At 66.3% G+C, this 23,497-nt stretch carries 23 protein-coding genes; 6 read left to right on the forward strand and 17 right to left on the reverse strand.

Annotation, left to right across the window (positions count from 1 at the left end; translation table 11 throughout):
• Position 1: 1 nt before the first annotated feature.
• Positions 2-172, reverse strand: coding sequence for a hypothetical protein (locus tag QE393_RS14510; RefSeq protein ID WP_166655937.1), 171 nt, complete (start codon positions 170-172; stop codon positions 2-4).
• A 124-nt stretch (positions 173-296) separates the two neighbouring features.
• On the opposite strand from QE393_RS14510, the gene QE393_RS14515 reads away from it, so the two are divergent.
• Complete coding sequence (locus tag QE393_RS14515) at positions 297-2,912, forward strand: DEAD/DEAH box helicase (protein ID WP_310044239.1); 2,616 nt, start codon at positions 297-299, stop codon at positions 2,910-2,912.
• Positions 2,913-2,989: 77 nt separating this feature from the next.
• Here QE393_RS14515 and QE393_RS14520 read toward each other — a convergent pair whose 3' ends face one another.
• On the reverse strand, positions 2,990-3,457 hold the full coding sequence (locus tag QE393_RS14520) for a phosphate-starvation-inducible PsiE family protein (RefSeq protein WP_310044242.1): 468 nt from the start codon (positions 3,455-3,457) through the stop codon (positions 2,990-2,992).
• Between the two features lie 207 nt (positions 3,458-3,664).
• On the opposite strand from QE393_RS14520, the gene QE393_RS14525 reads away from it, so the two are divergent.
• Positions 3,665-4,471 (forward strand): transglutaminase family protein, encoded by an 807-nt coding sequence (locus QE393_RS14525; RefSeq protein WP_310044244.1) that lies wholly within the window; start codon positions 3,665-3,667, stop codon positions 4,469-4,471.
• Here QE393_RS14525 and QE393_RS14530 read toward each other — a convergent pair.
• From QE393_RS14530 to QE393_RS14540, 3 genes are all read right to left on the reverse strand, one after another.
• A complete protein-coding gene (locus QE393_RS14530; RefSeq protein WP_310044246.1) occupies positions 4,468-5,157 on the reverse strand; it encodes an LrgB family protein in 690 nt (229 codons plus the stop codon). The two genes, QE393_RS14525 and QE393_RS14530, sit on opposite strands and share 4 nt — an antisense overlap.
• On the reverse strand, positions 5,150-5,533 hold the full coding sequence (locus QE393_RS14535; protein WP_273863210.1) for a CidA/LrgA family protein: 384 nt from the start codon (positions 5,531-5,533) through the stop codon (positions 5,150-5,152). Before QE393_RS14535 ends, QE393_RS14530 begins: the two co-directional genes overlap by 8 nt.
• A 112-nt stretch (positions 5,534-5,645) precedes the next feature.
• Positions 5,646-6,095: a flavodoxin gene (locus tag QE393_RS14540; protein ID WP_310044248.1), complete on the reverse strand. Its 450-nt coding sequence runs from the start codon at positions 6,093-6,095 to the stop codon at positions 5,646-5,648.
• Between the two features lie 220 nt (positions 6,096-6,315).
• Here QE393_RS14540 and QE393_RS14545 point away from each other — a divergent pair, with 220 nt between their 5' ends.
• The 4 genes from QE393_RS14545 to QE393_RS14560 all read left to right on the forward strand — a co-directional run bounded on the left by QE393_RS14545 (position 6,316) and on the right by QE393_RS14560 (position 8,315).
• Complete coding sequence (locus QE393_RS14545; protein ID WP_273806449.1) at positions 6,316-6,876, forward strand: antibiotic biosynthesis monooxygenase; 561 nt, start codon at positions 6,316-6,318, stop codon at positions 6,874-6,876.
• Between the two features lie 96 nt (positions 6,877-6,972).
• The gene (gene folM, locus QE393_RS14550) at positions 6,973-7,671 is read left to right on the forward strand and encodes a dihydromonapterin reductase (protein ID WP_310044252.1); all 699 of its coding nucleotides are present in this window, start codon (positions 6,973-6,975) and stop codon (positions 7,669-7,671) included.
• A 15-nt stretch (positions 7,672-7,686) separates the two neighbouring features.
• Positions 7,687-7,980, forward strand: a complete 294-nt coding sequence (locus QE393_RS14555) for a DUF1244 domain-containing protein (protein WP_183632855.1) — start codon at positions 7,687-7,689, stop codon at positions 7,978-7,980.
• Positions 7,977-8,315: a HopJ type III effector protein gene (locus QE393_RS14560; protein ID WP_310044254.1), complete on the forward strand. Its 339-nt coding sequence runs from the start codon at positions 7,977-7,979 to the stop codon at positions 8,313-8,315. Before QE393_RS14555 ends, QE393_RS14560 begins: the two co-directional genes overlap by 4 nt.
• A gap of 57 nt (positions 8,316-8,372) precedes the next feature.
• On the opposite strand, the gene lpxC is transcribed toward QE393_RS14560, so the two are convergent.
• The 12 genes from lpxC to QE393_RS14620 all read right to left on the reverse strand — a co-directional run bounded on the left by lpxC (position 8,373) and on the right by QE393_RS14620 (position 23,464).
• Positions 8,373-9,287, reverse strand: a complete 915-nt coding sequence (gene lpxC / locus QE393_RS14565) for a UDP-3-O-acyl-N-acetylglucosamine deacetylase (protein WP_017640702.1) — start codon at positions 9,285-9,287, stop codon at positions 8,373-8,375.
• A gap of 109 nt (positions 9,288-9,396) precedes the next feature.
• Entirely contained in the window at positions 9,397-10,578 is a 1,182-nt protein-coding gene (ftsZ, locus tag QE393_RS14570; protein WP_133862548.1) for a cell division protein FtsZ, read from the reverse strand.
• A gap of 53 nt (positions 10,579-10,631) precedes the next feature.
• Positions 10,632-11,876 (reverse strand): cell division protein FtsA, encoded by a 1,245-nt coding sequence (gene ftsA / locus QE393_RS14575; protein WP_017640704.1) that lies wholly within the window; start codon positions 11,874-11,876, stop codon positions 10,632-10,634.
• A 16-nt stretch (positions 11,877-11,892) separates the two neighbouring features.
• A complete protein-coding gene (locus QE393_RS14580; RefSeq protein WP_133862549.1) occupies positions 11,893-12,747 on the reverse strand; it encodes a cell division protein FtsQ/DivIB in 855 nt (284 codons plus the stop codon).
• 65 nt (positions 12,748-12,812) lie between these two features.
• Positions 12,813-14,228 (reverse strand): UDP-N-acetylmuramate--L-alanine ligase, encoded by a 1,416-nt coding sequence (murC, locus tag QE393_RS14585; RefSeq protein ID WP_308709504.1) that lies wholly within the window; start codon positions 14,226-14,228, stop codon positions 12,813-12,815.
• Between the two features lie 34 nt (positions 14,229-14,262).
• A complete protein-coding gene (gene murG / locus QE393_RS14590) occupies positions 14,263-15,333 on the reverse strand; it encodes an undecaprenyldiphospho-muramoylpentapeptide beta-N-acetylglucosaminyltransferase (RefSeq protein ID WP_273806453.1) in 1,071 nt (356 codons plus the stop codon).
• Positions 15,323-16,522 (reverse strand): putative lipid II flippase FtsW, encoded by a 1,200-nt coding sequence (ftsW, locus tag QE393_RS14595; protein ID WP_133862632.1) that lies wholly within the window; start codon positions 16,520-16,522, stop codon positions 15,323-15,325. The genes murG and ftsW overlap by 11 nt, the downstream gene beginning before the upstream one ends.
• The gene (gene murD / locus QE393_RS14600) at positions 16,522-17,865 is read right to left on the reverse strand and encodes a UDP-N-acetylmuramoyl-L-alanine--D-glutamate ligase (RefSeq protein ID WP_310044258.1); all 1,344 of its coding nucleotides are present in this window, start codon (positions 17,863-17,865) and stop codon (positions 16,522-16,524) included. The genes ftsW and murD overlap by 1 nt, the downstream gene beginning before the upstream one ends.
• A 5-nt stretch (positions 17,866-17,870) precedes the next feature.
• The gene (gene mraY, locus QE393_RS14605; protein ID WP_007162057.1) at positions 17,871-18,953 is read right to left on the reverse strand and encodes a phospho-N-acetylmuramoyl-pentapeptide-transferase; all 1,083 of its coding nucleotides are present in this window, start codon (positions 18,951-18,953) and stop codon (positions 17,871-17,873) included.
• Complete coding sequence (murF, locus tag QE393_RS14610; RefSeq protein ID WP_310044261.1) at positions 18,953-20,320, reverse strand: UDP-N-acetylmuramoyl-tripeptide--D-alanyl-D-alanine ligase; 1,368 nt, start codon at positions 20,318-20,320, stop codon at positions 18,953-18,955. Before murF ends, mraY begins: the two co-directional genes overlap by 1 nt.
• The gene (locus tag QE393_RS14615) at positions 20,313-21,782 is read right to left on the reverse strand and encodes a UDP-N-acetylmuramoyl-L-alanyl-D-glutamate--2,6-diaminopimelate ligase (RefSeq protein WP_310044263.1); all 1,470 of its coding nucleotides are present in this window, start codon (positions 21,780-21,782) and stop codon (positions 20,313-20,315) included. The genes murF and QE393_RS14615 overlap by 8 nt, the downstream gene beginning before the upstream one ends.
• Positions 21,779-23,464 (reverse strand): peptidoglycan D,D-transpeptidase FtsI family protein, encoded by a 1,686-nt coding sequence (locus tag QE393_RS14620; RefSeq protein WP_372240063.1) that lies wholly within the window; start codon positions 23,462-23,464, stop codon positions 21,779-21,781. The genes QE393_RS14615 and QE393_RS14620 overlap by 4 nt, the downstream gene beginning before the upstream one ends.
• Between the last annotated feature and the right edge of the window lie 33 nt (positions 23,465-23,497).

Below are 23,497 nucleotides of genomic sequence, written 5' to 3' on the forward strand. Positions count from 1 at the left end.
GCTAGAGACCCTTGAAGGCGAGGTAGGCCAGGTGCAAGGCCGCCGCACCCAGCACGCCCAGGCTACAGACGATGAGGATGCCACGCTGCAGCGAGCGCAAGCGCCCCTCACGGCGGGCCGCCAGGCGCGTGGCATCGAGCAGCGCAACGTTGGCCAACGGTGATTCACGCATCGTTTCGCTCCCCCGGTCTCTTAATGCACTATATTCTCATTCTCACATAGATCAAGGGAGTCCGACGAGCGTCTGCCGGACTGTGGCAGAATAGCCGGTTTGGTGCGAACAGCCTGGGTGAACGATGGCGTTACGTTTCGAACGGCTCAAGTGGCAGGACTGGAAAGGCGCCTTCACGGAGCGCAACTACGAGCGCGGTCGGCGCCTGGCACTCGACGGCCTGGTGCAGCTGCGCTCGGCGGCCAGGGGCCAGCTCTATGCCGAGTGCAGCAGCCCGGCCGGACCGGCCTATCGGCAGGCGATCAGCCTGCGCGCGGGCGAGACCGCCTGGCGGGTCGACGCCCGCTGCACCTGCCCGGTCGGCCGCAACTGCAAGCATGCCGCCGCCGCCCTCATCGAGCTCGAACGGCTGCAACGCAGCGAGGCCGACTTGCCGGCCACGCCGGTTGCCAATCCGGAGCTGCCGCAACCGGTCCTGACCCTCGGTAGCCATACCCAGATCGATTACGACCGGCACATCGGCAAGATGCGACCCACGGTGCGCCATCGCGCCGCCCTGGCCTTTGCCTATGGCCCGCGGCGACTGTTCGGCACCCCGCCGCGTACCCCGGACGCCGCCTATCCCGCACGCCAGTTGCCGGCCGAACAACGCTGGCGGCAGACGCTGCTCGATCACGGCCTGCGCCTGGCCACCCGGCGCAGCGCCGCGCTGCCCGACGACAGTGGCGAGATGTTCGAATTGCCGGACGACCCCGCCTGGCTCAGATTCGTGCAGCAGGTCATCCCCGGTCTGCGCGAAGCCGGCTGGCAGATCGAGGCCCATCCCGAATTCACCTTCGACCTGACACCGGTGGAAGGCTGGTACGGTCACCTCGAAGAGGTGCAGGATCCGACCGCCGCGAACGGCCAGTTCGATGTCGAGCTGGGTATCCGCCTGGGCCAGCGCCGCGTCAGCCTGATTCCGCTGCTGATCGACGCCCTGCGCCGCGAACCCTCCCAGTACGAGCCGGCGATGCTGGCCAAGCGCGCCGACGACGAACCCGTGTTGTTGCGCATCGATCCTCCGCGCCTCGCCGGCCCGCAGGGCCGGGTACAACGGGTCGCCGTGCCCCTGGGTCGGCTCAAGCCGATCCTGCAGATCCTCGGCGAGCTCTATGCGACCGACCGCCTCACCCAGGACCGTGCCCTGCGCCTGCCGCGCCTGGACGCCGCGCGCCTGGCCGAGCTGGACGAGCGCCTGCCGCTGGAATGGGAAGGCGGTGAACGCCTGCGCAGCTTCGCCGAGCGGCTGCGCAGCTACGCGGCCGAGCCCGTCGTCCTGCCGGACACCCTGCACGCCGAGCTGCGCCCCTATCAGCGCGACGGCGTGGCCTGGCTGCAGGCGCTGCGCGAACTGGAAGTGGGTGGCATCCTGGCCGACGACATGGGCCTGGGCAAGACGCTGCAGACCCTGGCGCACATCCTCGTCGAACAGGCCGCCGGGCGTCTGACCGCACCGGCGCTGATCGTCATGCCGACCAGCCTGATCCCCAACTGGCAGGACGAGATCGCCCGCTTCGCTCCCGGCCTGCGCGTGCTGACGCTGCAGGGCAGCGCCCGCAGCAGTCGCTTCGAGCGGATTCCCGAGCACGACGTGGTGCTCACCACCTATGCCCTGTTGCCCCGCGATGCGGAACGGCTGGCCGACTACGACTTCCACCTGCAGGTACTGGACGAAGCCCAGTCGATCAAGAACGCCGCCACCAAGGCGGCCCAGGCCGCACGCCATCTGCGCGCCCGTCATCGCCTCTGCCTGACCGGCACGCCGCTGGAAAACCACCTGGGCGAACTCTGGTCGCAATTCCATTTTTTGATGCCCGGTTGGCTGGGCGACGAGAAAGGCTTCAAGCAGGCCTATCGCATTCCGGTGGAGCGCGAAGGCGACGCACAGCGCTTGGCGGCGCTCAAGGCGCGGGTGCGACCCTTCATGCTGCGTCGCACCAAGCAGCGGGTCGCCAGCGAGTTGCCACCCAAGACCGAGATCGTCCAGCTGGTCGAGCTCAGCACGGCGCAACGCGAGCGCTACGAAGACCTGCGGCTGCTGCTGGACGAACGCGTCCGCGCCGAGATCGCCCGCCAGGGCATCGGTCGCAGCCAGTTGCTGATCCTCGATGCCCTGCTGCGGCTGCGCCAGGTCTGCTGCGATCTGCGCCTGGTACCCAACGAAGACGCCAGTGTGACCAAGCCCTCGGCGAAACTGGCGGCGCTGAACGAGCGCCTCGACGCCCTGCTCCCCGGCGGCAGTCGGGTCCTGGTGTTCTCCCAGTTCACCAGCATGCTCGATCTCATCGCCGCCGACCTCGACCAGCGCGGCATCGAGTACGTCACCCTGACCGGCGAAACCCGGGATCGGCGCACCCCGGTGCAACGCTTCCAGAGTGGCGAGGTGCCGGTGTTCCTGCTCAGTCTCAAGGCCGGCGGCAGCGGTCTCAACCTGACGGCGGCGGACACGGTGATCCACTTCGACCCCTGGTGGAATCCGGCCGCCGAGCAGCAGGCCAGCGACCGTGCCTACCGCATCGGCCAGGATCGTCCGGTGTTCGTCTACAAGCTGATCGCCCGCGGCACCCTGGAAGAACGCATCCAGCAGCTGCAGCAGGAAAAGGCGCGGCTCAGCGCCGGGATCCTCAGCGAGAACAGCGGCGACTGGCGCCTGACCGAAAGCGACCTGGCCCAGTTGCTGGCGCCGCTGGATCGCTAGCAGGCCAGGCCAGCTGTCGCTCCTGACGACGCGGTACAACCGGCGTCGTCAGGAGCAGGGCGGGAAAGCCTTCGGCGCTACTTGTCGCCCTCGCCCACCCCATCGCCCGTCGCGTCCAGCACCTTGCTGGAAGGGAATCTGTTCGAGGCGACGCGGACCGCCAGCACCGACAGGGACAGCAGGAAGATGCCGCCGCAGAGATACAGCAGCCCGACATCCGGCGGCCGATGATGAGAGACATCACCGATCAGGTAGCGGGTCAGGGCCGTGATGGCGATATAGAGCAGAAAGCGGATGGGCAGGTGGTTGGTCTTGAAGTAGATGCCGACCATGGCCCCCAGCTCCAGGTAGATGAAGAGCAGCAGGATGTCATCGATGCTCGCCTGGCCCTTGTTGAACATCTCCATGAAGGCCATCACCGAGGCCCAGGCCGTGGCCGCGCCGATGGCGAACAGGCCGAAGTAGTGGAAGCCTTCCACCAGCAGGTTGCCGAGGGAATTCGCCCCGTCGTGCATGCGCTTGCGACCGCTGTCTGCCCATTTCATGGTCTGCCGCCCCATCCCCGCGCCCGAAAACACCCACCTGCAGACTCGTCCATGTTGAAATTCCCGTTCTCAAGGTTGCTCTGGCACCAGCCGCTCTTATAGCGAGAAGCCGGACCGCCGACCAGTGCGCAACTGTCGCAGACTGGACGGCCCGGCGCTGGCAGGCTAAAACCTGGGGAAAAGCCCGCAAGGGCTCTGGAGTCTAATGTGGAAGCGCGCCTCTCCTGCCTCGCCTGCCTGGACCGGCCCGATCCCCGGCTGCTGGAAGCCGCCCTGTGGATCGCGGCCGAGCACCATGAGCGGATCGATCCCCCCGCTCTGCTGCACTCACTGGACGACCTGGCGCTGCGCCTGGTCGCCACCCTGGATGGCGATGCCAGTCACTCCGAGCGTGCCCAGGCCCTGTTACGGCAGCTGTGCGACGCCGGCTTTCGCGCCGCCGAGTGGCCCCTGAATCCCACCGCCGCCCTGCTCGACGAGGTCCTGGCGCGCCGGCGCGGCCAACCCCTGTCGATCGCCCTGGTGGCCTTGGAGCTGGCCCGGCGCCTGGAGATCGACCTGCAGGGCATCGGCTTTCCCGGGCATTTCCTGTTGCGCGTTCCCGGTGCGGATCATCTGCTCGAGCCCTTCGGCGGACGCCGCCTGTACATGAACGACTGCCGCCAGTTGCTGGTGGATCAGTTCGGTCCCGCCGCGCAACTGCAGGCGAGCTACCTGGCGCCCCTCGGTCCGCGGCAGATGATGCAGCGCCTCTCGCGCAATCTGCGTGAACTGCATCGCCAGTGCGACCAGCCGCTGGCCGCGCTCAAGGATGCCCAGCGGGTCATCGAGCTGGGCGCGGTCGGGGTCATCGATCACCTGGCGCGCGCCGACCTGTACCGCCAGCTCGACTGCCCCCAGGCCGAGCGCTACGACCTGCAGCACGCCCTGCTGATCAGCGAAGACGACGCCGAACGCGAGCAGGTGCGACGGCGGCTGGAGCAGCTGGGCGCGCCTTCCGCCACCCTGCACTAGCCACGCAGCAACCAGAGCACCAGCTGGGCGCAGAGCAGATTGCTCAGCCCGGCCAGCACCATGACCAGGCCGGCCACGGTGCCCTCCTCCAGACCGACCTCGTAGGCCTTGCTGGTCCCCACGCCATGGGCACCCATGCCGAACAGGGCGCCACGGGCCAGGGCCGACTTGAGCGGCAGCAGCTTGATCAGCAGGCTGCCGAGGATGGCCCCACCTAGGCCGGTGATCATCACGAAGGCCGCGGTCAACTCGGGGACACCCCCCACGGTGGCGGACATCGGCATGGCGAAGGGGGTGCTGATGGAGCGCGGCAGCATGGACAGCAGCACCCGGTCATCGAGCAGCAGCAGGCGGGCCAGCAGCCAGGAACTGCCGATGGCCACGCCACTGCCGACGCAGAGACCGGCCAGCAGCGCCTGCCAGTAGCGCGCCAGTAAGCGGCGTTGCTGCCAGATCGGCACGGCGAAGGCCACCGTCGCCGGTCCCAGCAGGGTGATCAGCCAGTGGCTGTAGTGGGCGTATTCGGCATAGCTCGCCTGCTGCCAGAGGGTGGCGGCATAGAGCAGCACCGTGACGAAGATGATCGGACTGACCACATACCAGCGCAGCCGGGCATAGAGCAGCCGACTCAGCGCATAACCCGCCACCGTCAGCAGCAGCCAGAAGAGTCCGGGCAGATCAAGCATCGCGACGCCCCCGGCGGCGGAACATCCAGTCCACGGTACAGGCGGTCGCGACCATGGTCAGCACGGTACTGAGCAGGATGGCCAGCAGGATGCGCACGCCTTCCTGCCGCAGCAGCGGGCCGTAGTCGAGCAGGCTCAGCAGGGCGGGAATGAAGAACAGCAGCATCTCACCCAGCAGCAGGCGCACGCCGCCCTGCAACCATTCGGGCTCCACGAGGCGCGTGGCCAGCAGCACCAGCAGCATGGCCAGGCCCACCACGCCGCCCGGTACCGGCAAGGCGAAATAGGTGGCCAGCCAGGTACCCACGCCCCACAGCGCGCCCAGTCCGCACAGCTCCAGAGCCAGGCGCAGATATCTATTCACCCAGGGCTCCATCTCAAATCTTCATCAGGCGCCCAAGGATACCGAGGCTAAGGGGACGAGGACAGCAGACCGGGCTAGGCGGCGGGATCAGGACGGGTAAAGCAGCTTTGCGGCCTGGGCGAGATCAGCCCAGGGCGGCGATGACCTCGGCGACCCAGCGCTCGGCATCTTCGTCCGGCGTCACCGTTTCACTGGCATCGATGCGCAGCATGGGCAGCAGTTCGCGCAGCCCCAGCTCGGCGAACAACTCCTGCATCAGCTCGCCGCCACCGCAATAGGTGTCGCCATAGCTGGAATCACCCAGGGCCAGTACCGCGCCGGGCCGACCGGACCAGGGCGGCAACCGATCGCGCAGCTGGAAATACTGGGATTCCAGATTGGCAGGTAATTCGCCCATGCCGGTGGTGGAGGTAATGGCCAGCAAGGCTTCGGGTGCGAAGGCCTCCAGGCTGGCGAGATCGGCATTGGGCTGGTGCCAGACCTCATGGCCTGCCGCGGTCAACCGCGCCTTCACCTGCCGGGCGATATCTTCCGCGGTGCCATAGACCGAGCCATTCAACAGTGCGACTTTCATACGGACCTCTTGCGTGGAATCCCCTCCAGTATGCCTGGCGCGGCCCGGCTTGGCGCTCCGTCAGCAAGATGGCTCCGCTGGCAACCCCGGCTGCAGCCAGGGGTCTCAAGGCTTGGTATGCTAGCGCCGCCTGCTACCCCAGGCGTTTTCGCCACCTGTCCGCCTACCCGGCGGCGTGACGGCATCCGGCCTATCCGGCCCGATCGCCCGGAGTTGGAGCATGAATCAGCCTGTTACCCTCATGGTCGCGCGGCGCGTCGCGGCCGGCCAATACGATGCCTTTCTAATCTGGCTGCGCGAAGGCGAGGCCCTGGCCACCGGGCATCCCGGCTATCTCGGTTCGGGGGTCCTGACGCCACCTCCAGGCGACAACCTGGTACAGATCATCTTTCGCTTCGCTTGTCCCCAGACCCTCGACGCCTGGGAACACTCGGAGACGCGGCGCCTCTGGCTGGAGCGTGGCCAGGGCCTGTTCGAAGCACCCCTGGCGCGGCGCGCCCAGGGCATGGACGACTGGTTCGGCGCGGGCCTCCAGCCGCCGCCGCGCTGGAAGCAGAGCATCGCCGTCTGGCTGGCGTTCTTTCCGATCTCGCTGCTGTTCAATGCCGCTTTCGGCGACTACCTGGCGCATCTGCCGTTGTTGCCACGCATCCTGCTGAGTACCCTGATCCTCACCCCGGTCATGGTCTGCGTCTTCATTCCCCTGATCACCCGGGCGCTGAGGGGCTGGCTGCACAACGCCTCGTCGCGGGCCAGCGACTGGCGCGGCAGCGCCCGCTAGGCCCGCACGGATCGGCCTGCATCCTGACGCGTCGAATGCGTACAATAGCCGCGGCCAGTACCCTGGCCGCTTCGCTCATCAGGATCGGGTACCCTCATGTCCGCAACCCTTCCCCTTCTGGTCACCGGCGCCAATCGCCGCGTCGGTCTCGCCTTGACCCGCCGGCTGCTGGCGGAGGGCCAACCCGTCATCGCCGTCTATCGCGACGATCCGGGCCCCTTGCGTGACCTCGAGATCGAGGCCTATCAGGTCGATCTGGCGGAAGAGGCACAGCGCGACACCCTGCTGCAGCAATTGCATGAACGCCATCCGGCATTGCGCGGCATCGTGCACAATGCTTCGGTCTGGGCCGAAGACGGCCTGGAAAACCTGCGGCTGCTCTATCGTCTGCATCTGGAAGCGCCCTACCACCTCAATCTGGGCCTGCAGGACCTGCTGCTGGCCGCGCCGCGGGCCGACATCATCCATATCGGCGACGACAGCGCCACGCGCGGCAGCCGCAACCACATTGGCTACGCCGCCACCAAGGCCGCCCTGCACAATCTGACCCTGTCCTTTGCCGAAGCCCTGGCACCCAGGGTGCGGGTCAACACCATCGCGCCGGGGCTACTGATCTTCAAGGAAGGCGCCGCCGAGGCCTATCGCCAGGCGACCCTGGACAAGGCGCTGCTGGATTTCGAACCCGGCGCCGATCCCATCGTGGATACCGTGCTCTATCTGCTGTCGACCCAGTACGCCACCGGCAGTACCTTCACCGTCAACGGCGGGCGCCACCTGCGCCACGGCCGCCGCTAGCAAGAGGAATCCGTCATGACCGAACAAGACCGCCTGGAACTGGAAGCCGCTGCCTTCCGCACCCTGGTCGAGCACCTGCGCAAGCGCACCGATGTGCAGAACATCGACCTGATGAATCTGTCCGGCTTCTGCCGCAACTGCCTGTCCAAGTGGTACAAGGCAGCGGCCGACGACAAGGGCCTGGAACTGAGCCTGGACGATGCCCGCGAGGCCGTCTACGGCATGCCCTATGCCGACTGGAAAGCCCAGTACCAGACCGAGGCATCGCCGGCCCAGGCCGCGGCCTTCCAGGAGCAGCAGAGCAAATGAGCGATCTCGCCAGCTTCCGCGCCAGCCTGGCCCGGGGCGACCATGCCTTCGCCGACACCCTGGCCTTCGTCGCCGAGCACTACCGCTACCAGCCCACGGCCTTTCGCAACGGCGAGGTGGACAATGCCGCGGGGCAGAACGAAGGCTCCTGCAAGACCCTGGGTCTGGCCAGACTCGAGGGCCTGAGCGATGAAGAGGCGCTGCTGGCCTTTGGCGAGCACTATCGCAGCGTGTTGCAGACGCCCGAGGGTAGCGATCACGCCAATATCCGCACCCTTGTCGCTCAAGGCCTGGCCGGCGTGAGCTTCCAGGGCGAGCCCTTGACGCGTCGCTAGACCTTTGCGCGACCATAAAAAAGCCCTGCAGATGCAGGGCTTTTTCGTGGACCGGGCTCAGACGGCAGCCGCGGGTCTCATGTAGGAAATCGGTGCCAGACCGGAGTCTTCGAAGGTCACCACTTCCCAGGCATCACGATCGGCCAGCAGCGCACGCAGCAGGCGATTGTTCATGGCATGGCCGGACTTGTAGCCGCGGAATTCGCCAATGAGGCTCTTGCCGAGCAGGTACAGGTCGCCGATGGCGTCGAGGATCTTGTGCTTGACGAATTCGTCTTCGTAACGAAGGCCGTCTTCGTTGATCACACCCTTCTCGTCGACCACGATGGCGTTGTCGACGCTGCCACCCAGGGCCAGGTTGTGCGATCTCAGGAATTCCAGGTCACGCATGAAGCCGAAGGTACGGGCACGGCTGACTTCCTTGAGGAAGGAGGTGCTCGAAAAGTCCACCGAGGCTTTCTGGGTACGGTTGTTGACCACCGGGTGATCGAAATCTATTTCGAAGGTCACCTTGAAGCCGTCGAAGGGCACGAAGGTGGCGCGCTTGTCACCGTCGACGACGCTCACTTCACGCTTGATGCGGATGAACTGCTTGGCCGCTTCCTGTTCCTGCAGACCGGCGGACTGGATCAGGAACACGAAGGGACCGGCACTGCCGTCCATGATCGGTACTTCGACCGCGGACAGCTCGACGTAGGCATTGTCGATTCCCAGACCGGCCATGGCCGACAACAGGTGCTCAACGGTACCAACCTTGACGCCACTGTCACTGAACAGGTTGGTCGACATGGTGGTTTCACCCACGTTCTCGGCCCAGGCCGGGATTTCCACGACCGGATCGAGATCGGTGCGACGGAACACGATCCCCGTATCGACCGGAGCCGGCTTCAGGGTCAGGTAAACCTTTTCCCCGGAATGCAGGCCGACGCCAGTGGCGCGAATGGTGTTCTTGAGGGTGCGTTGTCTAATCATGCCAGGGCCGCTCGGTCGCAGGGTGCGAATGGTGTTCAACGAAGTCGCGATGATAGCAGATGCGAAAATCGATGCCCACTAATCACACCCTGGCTTGTGATATACCCGATCAATCAGCCTGACGACGCAGGAAGGCCGGGATGTCCAGGTAATCCAGGTCGTCGTTGGGATTGACCTTGGTCGCCGCTGCCGAGCCGCCATGATTCTGGCTGCCACGACCGGAGCGCATCGAGGTCGGGTACTTGAGGTCGTCGTAGTTGACCGGAGCGCTTTCCTGACGGGCCGCGGCCAGGGTCTGAGCGGTGTTGTCCACCACCTTGACCGGCTTCTCGATGCGCGCACCCAGGCCGGTGGCGACCACGGTGACGTGCAGCTCGTCGCGCATTTCCGGATCGATCACCGCGCCCACCTTGACGGTGGCGTGCTCGGACGCGAAGTCCTCGATGATCTCGCCAACGGCGGCGTATTCACCCAGGGACAGGTCCAGCCCAGCGGTGATGTTGACCAGGATGCCGCGAGCGCCGTGCAGGTTGACGTCTTCCAGCAGCGGGTTGCGGATGGCGGCTTCGGTGGCTTCGCGCGCACGGTTCGGACCGCTGGCGTGACCGGTACCCATCATGGCCATGCCCATCTCGCCCATCACGGTCTTGACGTCGGCGAAGTCGACGTTCATCAGGCCGGGACGCTGCATGATGTCGGAGATACCGCGAACGGCGCCGGCGAGGACGTCGTCAGCCTTGGCGAAGGCGGCCAGCAGGCTGGCGTCCTTGCCCAGAATGGTCAGCAGCTTCTCGTTGGGGATGGTGATCAGCGAGTCGACGCATTCGGACAGGGAGCGAATGCCTTCGTCGGCGACCTGCATGCGCTTGCGGCCTTCGAAGGGGAACGGACGGGTGACCACGGCAACGGTCAGGATACCCATCTCCTTGGCCACTTCAGCGATGATCGGCGCGGCACCGGTACCGGTGCCACCGCCCATGCCGGTGGTGATGAAGACCATGTCGGCGCCTTCGAGGACTTCGGCGATACGCTCACGATCTTCCATGGCCGCCTGGCGGCCGATTTCCGGGTTGGTGCCCGCACCAAGACCCTTGGTGACGCCCGGGCCGAGTTGCAGCACGGTACGGGATGTGACGTTCTTCAGGGCTTGGGCGTCGGTATTTGCACAGATGAATTCGACGCCTTCAACACCGCTTTTGACCATGTGGTTGACGGCGTTGCCACCGCCACCGCCCACGCCGATGACTTTGATCACGGCGCTTTGTGGAATGTTGTCTACGAGTTCGAACATGGTCCCCTCTCTTCCTTTCGGATCTTCGCCTACTGCCGCGGTTTAATTGTGAATTACAAGTTGCCCTGGACCCAACGCTTCATGCGTTCCAGGACTGTGGATTTGGTTTCGCTGCTATATCCGCCAGAAACAACCGGCAAGGGATCGGTCTGCTTTTGCAGACCATAGAGCAACAGGCCGACGCCTGTGGAATAGATCGGGTTGCTGATCACGTCAGTCAGACCCTTGACCGTCTGGGGCACCCCCAGGCGTACCGGCATATGGAAAATCTCTTCCGCCAGCTCGACCGCGCCTTCCATCTTCGCGGTGCCACCGGTGAGTACGATCCCTGCGGGGATCAGATCCTCGTAACCACTGCGGCGCAGTTCCGCTTGCACCAATGTGAATAGCTCATCGTAACGGGGCTCGACCACTTCCGCGAGGGCCTGACGCGACAATTCTCGCGGCGGACGATCACCCACGCTGGGCACCTTGATGGTTTCGCCCGGTCCAGCCAGTTTCGCCAAGGCACAAGCATACCGAATCTTGATTTCTTCGGCATATTGCGTTGGGGTTCTCAAGGCCATGGCGATGTCGTTTGTGACTTGGTCGCCAGCAATGGGTATTACCGCCGTATGGCGGATGGCGCCCTCGGTGAAGATGGCTATATCGGTAGTGCCGCCGCCAACATCCACCAGGCAGACGCCCAGTTCCTTTTCATCGTCGGTCAGCACCGAATAGGCCGAAGCCAGCTGCTCGAGAATGATGTCGTCGACTTCCAGGCCGCAACGACGAACACATTTCTCGATGTTCTGCGCGGCGTTGACGGCGCAGGTAACGACATGGACCTTGGCTTCCAGACGCACGCCGGACATGCCCAGGGGCTCGCGCACCCCTTCCTGGTTGTCGATGACATAGTCCTGGGCCAGGGTGTGCAGCACGCGCTGGTCGGCGGGAATGGCCACCGCCTGGGCGGCATCGAGCACCCGCTCGATGTCCGCAGGGCTCACTTCACGATCGCGGATCGCCACGATACCGTGGGAATTCAGACTGCGAATGTGATTGCCGGCAATGCCGACGAAGGCCGAATGGATCCGGCAACCGGCCATCAGCTGGGCTTCTTCGATGGCCCGCTGGATGGAGGCGACGGTGGATTCGATATTGACCACCACGCCCTTCTTGAGCCCGCGCGACGGATGGGTGCCGATCCCGACGATCTCGATCTGACCATCGGAAGACACCTCGCCGACCAGAGCCACGACCTTGGAAGTGCCGATGTCGAGGCCGACGATCATCTTGCCGCTTTGCACGCTTGCCATAGTAAAAAACTTCTCCTCAATGCTTGGCCGGTTCGGTCACGGGGGTGGCGGCGACAGCGGGATCACGCCAGGCCACGGCCAGACCGTTCGGATAACGCAGATCGATCCGCGCGATATTGTCCATCTGTGCCTTGAGCACCTGATCGTACAGGCGCATGAAGCGCCGCATCTTTTCCACCAGCTGGTCGCGGCCGAACACCAGTTCCAGGCCCTGACCGGTGGTGAGGTACCAGCTGCCGCGCTCATGCATTTCCAGGCGCGACACGGTGTAACCGAGCGGCCGGAGCATCTGGCTGAACATCTGGTACTGCTGCATCACCTGCTGCTGGGCCCGCTTGGGGCCGTACAGCCGCGGTAGATTGTCATAGTTGGCCAGATCCTGCGGGGCAAAAGCCTCACCCTGGTTGTTCAGCAGCGCCTCGTCGCCCCAGCGGGCGATGGGCATCTGCTCTTCCAGGCGGATGCTGATCTCGTCCGGCCAGACCCGGCGCACCTCGGCGTGGGCGATCCACGGCATGGTTTCCAGTTCGTGGCGCATGTCTGCCAGGTCGACCTGGAAGAAGGTGGTGCCGACAAAGGGCGCGATTCGCTGCTGCACCGCGGCCTGGCTGATGTAGGAGAGATCGCCCTTGACGCTGACCTTGGCGATCGGTCGGTCGGCATAGGGCAGCAATTTCTGGGCGCCTTCGTAGGTGCCGAAGCCCAGGCCCAGCAGCAGGAACGGCCAGAGGATACGCTTGAGCAGACCCAGGCTCGGGCGTGGCAGGCGTGTCGACAGCGGCTCTTCGGCGACCAGGCGACTGGCGCCCCGTTGTTCGACGTTGCGCGACCGACCGAAGCCGGGCTGGTTGTGACGTAGGGTGGCGACCAAGGTTCAGCCCTCCACGTGCGCGCCGGCAACAGTGGTTGCCGGCAAGGGGTTGTACGGATGACGGCTCATGCCGAACTCCCGGTGGTCGCGGCAGTGGCGAACAGCGGATGGTTGAGCAGTTGCGGCGCCAGCGCGCCGATGTCGCCCGCGCCCTGGCAGAGCAGGATGTCGCCCGGGCGCAACAGTGGCTTGACCAGCGGCGCGATGTTGCTGCCGCGCTCGACATAGATGGGATCGAGCTGACCGCGCTGGCGGATGCTGTGGCAGAGCTGGCGGCTGTCGGCTCCGGGAATGGGTTCTTCGCCGGCCGGATAGACTTCCATCAGCAAGAGGACGTTGGCATCGGCCAGCACCTGGACGAAGTCTTCGTAGAGATCGCGGGTACGACTGAAGCGGTGCGGCTGATAGACCATTACCAGCCTGCGCTCGGGCCAGCCACCGCGCACGGCCTTGATCACCGCGGCGACTTCACGGGGATGGTGACCGTAGTCGTCCACCAGCATGACGCTGCCACCGGCGACCGGCAGTTCGCCGTACACCTGGAAGCGCCGCCCTACCCCCTGGAAGCCGGACAGCCCATTGAGGATGGCCTCGTCGCTGACGCCTTCGTCGGTGGCGATGGCGATGGTCGCCAGGGCGTTGAGCACGTTGTGCACGCCCGGCATGTTGACCGAGACCGCCAGCGGCGCGCGGCCCTCGCGCAGCACGGTGAAATAGGTGCGCATGCCTTCCTGGCGGATGTCCACGGCACGGACGTCGGCGTCTTCGGCGGTGCCGTAGGTGACGGTGGGCCGGGCGACCTGGGGAATGATCTCGCGCACCACCGGATCATCGACGCAGAGTACGGCCAGGCCATAGAACGGCAGGTTGTGCAGGAAATCGACGAAGGTGCGCTTGAGCCGATTGAAGTCACCTTCGTAGGTGCTCATGTGGTCGGCGTCGATATTGGTGACCACGGCAACCATGGGCTGCAGGTGCAGGAAACTGGCGTCGCTCTCGTCGGCCTCGGCGATCAGGTAGCGGCTGGTGCCGAGCTGGGCATTGGTACCGGCGGCATTGAGGCGGCCCCCGATGACAAAGGTCGGGTCCAGGCCTTCGGCCGCGAACACCGAGGCGATCAGACTGGTGGTGGTGGTCTTGCCATGGGTACCGGCGACGGCGATGCCGTGGCGATAGCGCATCAGTTCGGAGAGCATCTCGGCGCGGGGCACCACGGGAATGCGCTGCTCGAGGGCGGCGGAGACCTCCGGATTGGATCTGTTGATGGCACTGGACACCACCAGCACGTCGACCTGATCCAGGTTCTCGGCGCGATGGCCGATGTAGATGCGCGCGCCAAATTGCTGCAGGCGCGCGGTTACCGCGGATTCCTTGAGGTCCGAGCCCGAGACTTCGTAACCCAGGTTCAGCAGCACCTCGGCGATGCCGCACATGCCGACGCCGCCGATACCGACGAAGTGGATGCGCCGGATGCTGCGCATGCGCCGAACCTCGGCCTGAATGGCACTTTGCGACTTAACCACGGGCAACCTCCAGACAGGCGTCGACGACTGCGCGGGTGGCATCGGGTTTGGCCAGGGCGCGGCTGCGAGCGGCCATGCCGGCAAGACGTTCGGGATGCATCAGGACCTCGGTAAGCTGCGCGGCGAGATCCGCCGGGCGGGTGGAATGTTGCGGCAGCACCACACCGGCACCGGCGCGCTCCAGAAAGCGCGCATTGCTGGTCTGGTGGTCGTCGATGGCATGCGGCAGGGGGATCAGCAGCGCCGGCAGACCGGTGGCGGTCAGCTCGGCGACGGTCAGGGCACCGGCCCGGCAGATCACCAGATCAGCCCAGGCATAGGCGGCGGCCATGTCGGCGATGAAGGGCTGGACATCGGCCTCCACGGCGACGTTGGCATAGCGCTCGGCGGTCACCTCGGCATGCTGGCGACCGGCCTGGTGGCGCACATTGGGCCGCAGGCCAGCGGGCAGCTGGGCCAGGGCGTCGGGCAGCAGCTTGTTGAGCGGCTCGGCGCCCAGGCTGCCGCCCAGGACCAGCAGATTGGCGGCGCGCTCTTCCAGCGGCGCGCGGGTCACCGGGGCGAAGAGTTCGGCGCGCACCGGATTGCCGGTGGACAGGCGCTTGGCGGACGCCGGGAAGGTGTCGGCAAAGCCTTCGCAGACCCGTGCGGCCATGGGCACCAGCAGGCGGTTGGCGGTGCCGGCATGGGCATTCTGTTCGTGGATCACCAGAGGAATGTTGCACAGCCTGGCGGCCAGACCACCGGGACCGGTGACGAAGCCGCCCAGGCCCAGCACGCAGACCGGCTTGAGCCGGCGCATGAGCCCCACGGCCTGCATGAGCGCCCCGCTGAGTTGCAGCGGCGCCTTCACCAGGGAGCGCACGCCCTTGCCTCTCAGGCCGGTGACCGGAATGTGGTGCAGGGTGATGCCGGCCTTGGGCACCACGTCGTTCTCGATGCCGCGCGGGGTACCCAGCCAGTGCACGGTATAGCCGCGGGCTTCGAATTCACGAGCGCAGGCCAGGGCCGGGAAGACGTGCCCGCCGGTGCCGCCGGCCATGATGAGGACGTTAGCGGACATCGGCGAAATCCTCTTCGGTGAATTCCACATCCTCGGTATCCACCAGGGTGCGTCTCTCCCACTCGATGCGCAGCAGCAGGCCCATGCTCACGCAGCAGATCACCAGGGAGCTGCCGCCGTAGCTGAGGAACGGCAGGGTCAGGCCCTTGGTCGGCAGCAGGCCGACGTTCACGCCGATGTTGATCAGGAACTGGCCGATCCAGAGCATCGACAGGCCGTAGGCCACATAGGCCGAGAAGAACTGCTTGGACTGCTCGGCCCAGTGACCGATGAACAGCCCGCGCACGCAGACGAAGAGGAACAGGCCGACGGTGGCCATGGCACCGATCAGGCCGAGTTCTTCGGCCAGCACGGCGAAGAGGAAGTCGGTATGGGCCTCGGGTAGATAGAACTGCTTCTGGATGCTGTTGCCCAGGCCGAGACCGGTCCAGCCGCCGCGACCGAAGGCGATCAGCGCCTGGGTCAGCTGGTAGCCGGAACCGAACTGGTCGGCCCAGGGATCGGTGAAGGTGATCAGGCGCTGCATCCGGTATGACTGGGTCTGCACCAGCACGAACACCGCCAGCACGGCCAGGGCGACCATCATCAGGAAGCGGAACAGACCGACGCCGCCAAGGAACAGCATGGCACCGGCGGCGCCCATCATCACTACGGTGGCACCGAAGTCGGGTTCGCGCAGCAGCAGCATGGCCATCGGCAGGAGCACGATGAAGGGCTTGAAGAAGCCGGCCCAGGTGTGGCGCACCTCATGCTGACGACGAACCAGGTAGCCGGCCAGATAGAGCACCACGAAGACCTTGGCGATCTCCGAGGGCTGCACGTTGAAGATGCCGAAGCCGATCCAGCGCAGGGAACCGTTCACCTCGCGGCCGATGCCGGGCACCAGCACCGCCACCAGCAGGAGGAAGGCGATGATCAGCAACGGAAAGCCGAAGCGCTGCCAGGTGGCCATGGGGATCAGCATCACCACGCCGCAGGAGACGAAGCCGATCGCCAGATAGACCAGGTGGCGGTACATGAAGTACAGCGGATTGCCCGACTGGGCGGCGGCTACCTCGGAGGAAGCCGAGGTCACCATCACCAGGCCGAGGCCGAGCAGCAGCAGGCAGCCCGCCAGCAGCGGGAAGTCCAGGTCGATGCCATGGCGGCTGGCCAGCGGCGAGGGATAGGGGCGCAACAGGCTGAGGATCATGCCAAGGCTCCCACGGCCTGGGCGAACAGCCGCCCGCGTTCTTCGAAGTTGCGGAACATGTCGAGACTGGCGCAGGCCGGCGACAGCAGCACGGCGTCGCCCGGCTGGGCCAGCCGGCGGCTCTCGGCCACGGCTTCTTCCAGGGTGGTGACACGCACCTGTTGCACGGTGGCCGGCAGGATCTCGGCGATCCGTGCCGCGTCGCGACCCAGCAGCACCACGGCGCGACAGTGACGCGCGATGGGCTCGCGCAGGGCACTGAAATCGGCGCCCTTGCCGTCGCCACCGGCGATCAGCACCAACTGGCCGGCGATGTCATCGCCGAGGCCTTCGACCGCGGCCAGGGCAGCGCCGACGTTGGTCGCCTTGGAATCGTTGTAGTAGTTGACGCCCGCGACCTCGCCGACCCACTGGCAGCGATGCTCCAGACCCGGGAAGGCGCGCAGGGCCTCCAGCATGGGTGCCAGCGGCAGACCGGCGGCCTGGCCGAGGGCCAGCGCGGCCAGGGCATTGCTGTGGTTGTGCGTACCGCGGATCTTGAGTTCCTCGACATCCAGCAGGTTGTCGAAGGCCAGCGCCAGATAGCGACGGCCCTCCTCCTCGCGAATGCCGAAGGCACGGAAATCTGGCCGTCCCAGGCCGAAGGTCAGGCGCGGCACATCATCGCCGATCAACGGCCGCGACAGCGCATCGTCGCGATTGACCACCACCTGGCGGGCGCCACGGAAGATGCGGTGCTTGGCCTGGTGATAGGCCGGCATGCCGGTGTAGCGATCCATGTGGTCTTCGCTGAGGTTGAGCACCGTGGCCACCTCGGCGTTGAGCCGCTCGCAGGTCTCCAGCTGGAAGCTCGACAGCTCCAGCACATAGAGCTCGACGTCATCGGCCAGCAGGTCCAGCGCCGGGGTACCGAGGTTGCCCCCCACGGCCACGCGCTTGCCGGCGCGCAGCGCCATGTCACCCACCAGGGTGGTGACGGTGCTCTTGGCGTTGGAACCGGTAATGGCGACGATGGGTGCCTGGGCGTGGCGCGCGAACAGCTCGATATCGCCGGACAGCCGCACGCCCCGGGCGGCGGCCTCCTGCAGCGCCGGCGTTTCCAGGGCCAGGCCGGGACTCACATAGAGTTCGGCCGCACGGGCGAGGAAGTCGACATCCAGCTCGCCGCAGCGCACCTCGACCTGGGGATACTGGGTTTTCAGGGTCGCAAGTTCCGGCGGCTGTTCCCGCGTGTCGGCCACGGCAAAGGGCACGCCCCGGCGCGCGAGAAAGCGCACCAGCGACATGCCACTCTTGCCGAGGCCGACGACGATACGGAACTGGTCGGAAGCGATGAGCACTGCGATTACCTCAGTTTCAGGGTGGCGAGACCGAACAGCACCAGGATCACGGTGATGATCCAGAAGCGCACGATGACCCGCGGTTCGGGCCAACCCTTCAATTCGAAATGGTGGTGGATCGGCGCCATGCGGAAGACGCGCTTGCCGGTCAGCTTGAACGAGGCGACCTGGATGACCACCGAGAGGGTCTCCATGACGAAGACGCCACCCATGATGAACAGCACCACTTCCTGGCGGACGATGACGGCGATGGTGCCCAGGGCGGCGCCCAGCGCCAGAGCGCCGACGTCACCCATGAAGACCATGGCGGGATAGGTGTTGAACCAGAGAAAGCCCAGGCCCGCCCCGATCAGGGCGCCGCAGAAGACGATCAGTTCGCCGGAGCCTTCCACATAGGGAATCAGCAGGTAGTCGGCGAATTTCACGTTGCCCGACAGGTAGCAGAAGATGCCCAGGGCGCCGCCGACCATCACGGTGGGCATGATCGCCAGGCCGTCGAGGCCATCGGTGAGGTTGACCGCGTTGCTGGAGCCGACGATGACGAAGTAGGTCAGCACAACGAAGAAAATCCCCAGCGGGATCTCGATGTTCTTCAGCAGCGGCAGGATCAGCGTGGTTTCGATCGGCGCCTTGGCCGTGACATAGAGGAAGATCGCCGCCCCCAGGCCGAATACCGATTGCCAGAAGTACTTCCAGCGACTGGGCAGACCGCGGGAATTCTTCTCGATCACCTTGCGATAGTCGTCGACCCAGCCGATGGCGCCGAACAGGAAGGTCACCGCCAGCACGGTCCAGACGTAACGGTTGTGCAGATCGGCCCACAGCAGGGTGCTGATGCCGATGGTGGTCAGGATCAGGGCGCCGCCCATGGTGGGGGTACCGGATTTGGACAGGTGCGACTGGGGCCCATCGTTGCGCACGGCCTGGCCGATCTGGCGGATCTGCAGGGTGCGGATCATCCAGGGGCCGAGCCACAACGACAGCAACAGGGCGGTCAGAACGCCCAGAATGCCGCGCAGGCTGAGGTATTGGAAGACGGCGAAGCCCTTGTAGAACTGTTGCAGGAACTCCGCCAACAGCAGCAGCATCAGTGTTTCTCCTCGGTGTTGATAGCGCAGAGCGCGGCGACGACCTTGTCCATCGCGGCGCTGCGGGATCCCTTGATCAGCAGGGTGGTTCCGGCCCGGTCCTCGTCCGCCAGGGCCTCGATCAGCTGTTCGCGATCGGCGAAATGCCGGGCCTCGACGCCATAGGCGCGGGCCGCATGGGCCATCGAAGGACCGACGCTGTAGAAGGCATCCACCTTGCCGCGGGCGTGCTCGCCCACCTCGCGATGGCCCTGTTCGGTCCACTCGCCCAGCTCGGCGATGTCGCCCAGGACCACCACCCGACGGCCCGACAGGGCAGCCAGCAGGTCGATCCCGGCCTTCACCGACGCGGGGTTGGCGTTGTAGCTGTCGTCGATGACCTGGGCGCCGTGCTGGCTGGTGCGGGTCAGGGTGCGCCCCTGCACCGGCGCCGCCACGGCGAGACCACGGGCGACGGTGTTCAGGTCCAGGCCGAAGCTGAGCGCCGCAGCGGCAGCGGCCAGGGCGTTGCCGACGTTGTGGGCACCCAGCAGCTGCAGGGTGACCGGCGCCTCGCCCTGGGCGCTGTGCAAGAGGAAGCTCGGGCGGCCCTGGGCATCCAGGGTCACCTCGCTGGCGCGGACGTCGGCGCGGACATCCAGGCCGAAGGCGACGACGGTGCGACCGGCCGCGCGGCGCTGCCAGGTCTCGAAGGCGGCGTCATCGCGGTTGAGTACCACGGTGCCCGCCTCGCCCACGCCTTCGATGATCTCGCCCTTGGCCTCGACGATACGATCGACGCCGCCGAATTCGCCCACATGGGCCTGGCCGGCATTGGTAATGATAACGACATCCGGGCGTGTCAGGCTCACGGTATAGGCGATGTCGCCGACGTGCGAAGCACCCAGTTCGATGACGCCAAAGGCGTGCTCGGCAGCCAGTTGCAGCAGGGTCAGGGGCGCGCCGAGATCGTTGTTCAGATTGCCCGGGGTGGCCAGGGTGGCGCCCTGCTGACGCAGGATGGCGGCGAGCAGCTCCTTGACCGTGGTCTTGCCACTGGAGCCCGTCACGGCAGCGAGCTTGCCCTGGAACAGGTCACGATTGAAGGCGCCCAGACGACCCAGCGCCAGGCGGGTATCGGCGACCACCAGCTGGGGCAGATGGACCTCGGGCACGGCCCGCTCCACCAGGGCTGCCGCGGCACCCTGGGCGGCCACGTCGGCCAGATAGGCATGACCATCGAAGCGCGGCCCGCTCAGGGCGACGAAGAGCTGGCCGGCCACGGCCTTGCGACTGTCGGTACCGACGCCGTCGAACAGGGCATCGGTACCCAGCAGATTGCCGGTCAGGGCCTCGGCCACTTCGGTGAGGGTGAAGGTTCTAAGCATGCTGTCGCTCCCAGGCGGTCAGGGCCCGCTCGGCCTGGTCGAGATCGGAAAAGGGATGACGGACACCGGCGATTTCCTGGTAGGGCTCATGGCCCTTGCCGGCCAGCACCACGATGTCCTGGGCGGTCGCCGCGACCACGGCCTGGGCGATGGCCGCTTCGCGCCGGCCGGCGAAGCTCACCTGCTCGGGATGCACGAAGCCGGCGCGGATGTCGGCAACGATGGTGGCCGGATCCTCGGTACGGGGGTTGTCGTCGGTCACCACCACCTGATCGGCCAGGCGCTCGGCCACCGCGGCCATCTCCGGCCGCTTGCCGCGATCGCGATCGCCGCCACAGCCGAACACGCAGACCAGCCGACCCTGGGCACCGACATGGGGCCGCAGGGCCGTGAGCACCTTGTCCAAGGCATCGGGGGTGTGGGCGTAGTCCACCACCACCAGCGGTCGCCCGGCGCCACCCAGTCGCTGCATGCGCCCGGCCGGGCCCTGCAGTTGCGGGAGGATGGCGAGGATGTCGGCCAGCGCATGACCGAGCCCCAGCAGGGCACCGATGGCGGCCAGCAGGTTGCTCAGGTTGAAGCGCCCGATCAGCTGGCTGCGCAATTCACCCTCGCCCTGGGCGGTGACCAGCCGGGCGCGTACGCCGTGGTCATCGAACTGGATGGCCTGGCAGTGGAGGTTGGCAGCCGGATCGCTCAGGCTGTAGGTCAGGGTCGCTGCCGGGCTGGGACGAGCCGCCAGTTCGCGGCCAAAGGCGTCATCCAGATTGAGGACGCGGGCACCGAGCCCCGGCCAGGCGAACAACTGGGCCTTGGCTTCGCCATAGGCGGCCATGGTCCCGTGGTAATCGAGGTGATCGCGAGACAGGTTGGTGAAGACCGCGACCTTGAAGGCCAGCGCCGCCACCCGACCCTGCGCCAGGCCATGGGAGGATACTTCCATGGCGACTGTAGCGGCGCCGTCCTCGGCCAGTTCGGCCAGGGTCGCCTGCAGCTTGAGGGCATCCGGGGTGGTGTGACGGCCTTCGGCGAGGGCGCCATGGAAGCCGCTACCGAGGGTGCCGACGATGCCGCAACGCTGACCGAGCAGGTCGCAGGCCTGGGCGATCAACTGGCTGACACTGGTCTTGCCATTGGTACCGGTGATGCCGACCAGCGCCAGGCGCCGGCTCGGCTCGCCGTGGAAACGACCGGCGATGGCGGAAAGCCGCGCGGCCAGGCCCTCGACGGCGACCAGGGGGATGTCCAGGGCCGGCAGTGCGGGAGCATCCTTCGCCTCATAAGCGATGGCCGCCGCGCCGCGCTCGGCAGCGCTGGCGATATGGGCGCGGCCGTCGCTGTGCAGACCGGGAATGGCCAGGAACAGCGAGCCCGGGCGGACGTCGCGACTGTCCAGTGCCAGGCCACCAATGTCGACGGCCGTGGCAGCTTCAGGCAGGAGGTCGGTCAGCAGGCGGCTCATCGATCACGCTCCCCGACCAGCAGCGGCTTGCCGGCCTGGGCCTGCTGCACCGGCAGCGGCTGGAGGTTGTCCGGCTGGATGTTCATCAGGCGCAGGGCGCCGGACATCACGCGGCTGAACACCGGTGCCGAGACCACGCCACCGTAGTAGCCGCCCTTGCTCGGACGATCGATCACCACCACCGCGGCCAGGCGCGGATTGCTGGTGGGGCCGAAGCCGGCGAACAGCGAGCGATAGGAATTCTCGGCATAGCCACGGGTGCCGGTGCTGGTCTTGCGCGCGGTACCGCTCTTGCCGGCGACGTGGTAGCCCGGTACCTGGGCGCGGAAGGCCCCGCCCGGAGCTTCCACGACCTGCTGCAGCATGCCCTGCAGGGTCTTGGCCACGCGTTCTTCCACCGCCTGATCGCTGGCCGGGGCCTTGTCCAGGCGCACCATGGACAGCGGCACCGAGCGACCGTCGTTGGCCAGCACCGAATAGGCATGGGCCAGTTGCACGGCGGTCACCGCCAGGCCATAGCCATAGGACAGGGTCGCGGTCTCGGCCGGACGCCAGTTGCGATGGTTGGGCAGATTGCCGACCCGCTCGCCGGGAAAGCCCAAACCGGTGTCCTGGCCGAGGCCCACGGCGCGCATGGCGTTGTAGATGTTCTCGCCACCCACGTCGAAGGCGATCTTGCTCATGCCGACGTTGCTGGACTTGATGAGGATGCCGGTCAGGTCCAGGGCGCCGTCGCTGTGGGAGACGTCCTTGATGGTGTAACGACCGATCTGCAACGAACCGGGATAGACGTTGACCTTGTCGGTGGGCTTCCAGCGCCCGCTGGCGAGCGCCGCGGTCATGGAGATCGGCTTCATCACCGAGCCGGGCTCCATGACGTCGATCATCGCCCGGTTGCGCATGGCGGCCGGTTCGAGACTGCGGCGATTGTTGGGGTTGTAGGTGGGCATGTTGACCATCGCCAGGACCTCGCCGGTCTTGACGTCGACGATGGTCAGGCTGCCGGCCTCGGCTTCGAACTGGGTCAGGGCATTGCGCAGTTCGCGCGCGGCGAGATACTGCAGCCGCAGGTCGATGGACAGCGCCAGGGTATTGCCCGGCTTGGCGTTCTTGGCGACCTGGACATCGCGGATCAGCCGACCGCGGCGATCCTTGACCACCTGGCGACGACCCGGCACGCCGGACAGCCATTCGTTGAAGGCCAGTTCGATGCCTTCGCGGCCGTGGTCGTCGATGTCGGTGAAGCCGACCACATGGGCCGCCACCTCACCCGCCGGATAGAAACGCCGAAATTCCTCGATGTCGTAGACCCCGGGAATCTTGTGCGCCTTGACCTGGCTCATCACCGCCTCACCCTGCTCGGGCGTGAGGCCACGGGCCAGGTAGAGAAATTCCTTGCTGGCGTTCTGCTCGATGCGCTTGGCCAATTCCGCACGCGGCTGGCCAACGGCATCGGCCAGGGTCGCCCAGCGATCCTCGGCGCCCAGCAGTTCCTTGGGATTGATCCACAGGGTGGTGACCGGCGTACTCACGGCCAGGGGCTCGCCGTTGCGATCGGTGATCAGGCCACGGTGCGCGGGAATGGGGATGGTGCGCACGCTGCGCGCATCGCCCTGCCCCTTCAGAAAGGCCCGGTCGATCACGTGCAGATCGACGATGCGCCAGATGATGGTGCCGACCATGACCAGCAACAGCCCGATAATGAGGCTGAAGCG

The sequence above is a fragment of the Pseudomonas sp. SORGH_AS_0211 genome, assembly GCF_031453455.1.
Lineage (GTDB): Bacteria > Pseudomonadota > Gammaproteobacteria > Pseudomonadales > Pseudomonadaceae > Chryseomonas > Chryseomonas aestiva.

Excerpts from the sequence above, each read along its gene's own strand:
- QE393_RS14510 (WP_166655937.1), bottom strand. The coding sequence starts at position 172 with ATGCGTGAATCACCGTTGGCCAACGTTGCGCTGCTCGATGCCACGCGC.
- QE393_RS14515 (WP_310044239.1), top strand. The coding sequence starts at position 297 with ATGGCGTTACGTTTCGAACGGCTCAAGTGGCAGGACTGGAAAGGCGCC.
- QE393_RS14520 (WP_310044242.1), bottom strand. The coding sequence starts at position 3,457 with ATGAAATGGGCAGACAGCGGTCGCAAGCGCATGCACGACGGGGCGAAT.
- QE393_RS14530 (WP_310044246.1), bottom strand. The coding sequence starts at position 5,157 with ATGCTTGATCTGCCCGGACTCTTCTGGCTGCTGCTGACGGTGGCGGGT.
- QE393_RS14535 (WP_273863210.1), bottom strand. The coding sequence starts at position 5,533 with ATGGAGCCCTGGGTGAATAGATATCTGCGCCTGGCTCTGGAGCTGTGC.
- QE393_RS14540 (WP_310044248.1), bottom strand. The coding sequence starts at position 6,095 with ATGAAAGTCGCACTGTTGAATGGCTCGGTCTATGGCACCGCGGAAGAT.
- QE393_RS14545 (WP_273806449.1), top strand. The coding sequence starts at position 6,316 with ATGAATCAGCCTGTTACCCTCATGGTCGCGCGGCGCGTCGCGGCCGGC.
- folM (WP_310044252.1), top strand. The coding sequence starts at position 6,973 with ATGTCCGCAACCCTTCCCCTTCTGGTCACCGGCGCCAATCGCCGCGTC.
- QE393_RS14555 (WP_183632855.1), top strand. The coding sequence starts at position 7,687 with ATGACCGAACAAGACCGCCTGGAACTGGAAGCCGCTGCCTTCCGCACC.
- QE393_RS14560 (WP_310044254.1), top strand. The coding sequence starts at position 7,977 with ATGAGCGATCTCGCCAGCTTCCGCGCCAGCCTGGCCCGGGGCGACCAT.
- lpxC (WP_017640702.1), bottom strand. The coding sequence starts at position 9,287 with ATGATTAGACAACGCACCCTCAAGAACACCATTCGCGCCACTGGCGTC.
- ftsZ (WP_133862548.1), bottom strand. The coding sequence starts at position 10,578 with ATGTTCGAACTCGTAGACAACATTCCACAAAGCGCCGTGATCAAAGTC.
- ftsA (WP_017640704.1), bottom strand. The coding sequence starts at position 11,876 with ATGGCAAGCGTGCAAAGCGGCAAGATGATCGTCGGCCTCGACATCGGC.
- murC (WP_308709504.1), bottom strand. The coding sequence starts at position 14,228 with ATGCGCAGCATCCGGCGCATCCACTTCGTCGGTATCGGCGGCGTCGGC.
- murG (WP_273806453.1), bottom strand. The coding sequence starts at position 15,333 with ATGTCCGCTAACGTCCTCATCATGGCCGGCGGCACCGGCGGGCACGTC.
- mraY (WP_007162057.1), bottom strand. The coding sequence starts at position 18,953 with ATGCTGCTGCTGTTGGCGGAGTTCCTGCAACAGTTCTACAAGGGCTTC.
- murF (WP_310044261.1), bottom strand. The coding sequence starts at position 20,320 with ATGCTTAGAACCTTCACCCTCACCGAAGTGGCCGAGGCCCTGACCGGC.
- QE393_RS14615 (WP_310044263.1), bottom strand. The coding sequence starts at position 21,782 with ATGAGCCGCCTGCTGACCGACCTCCTGCCTGAAGCTGCCACGGCCGTC.
- QE393_RS14620 (WP_372240063.1), bottom strand. The coding sequence starts at position 23,464 with ATGGTCGGCACCATCATCTGGCGCATCGTCGATCTGCACGTGATCGAC.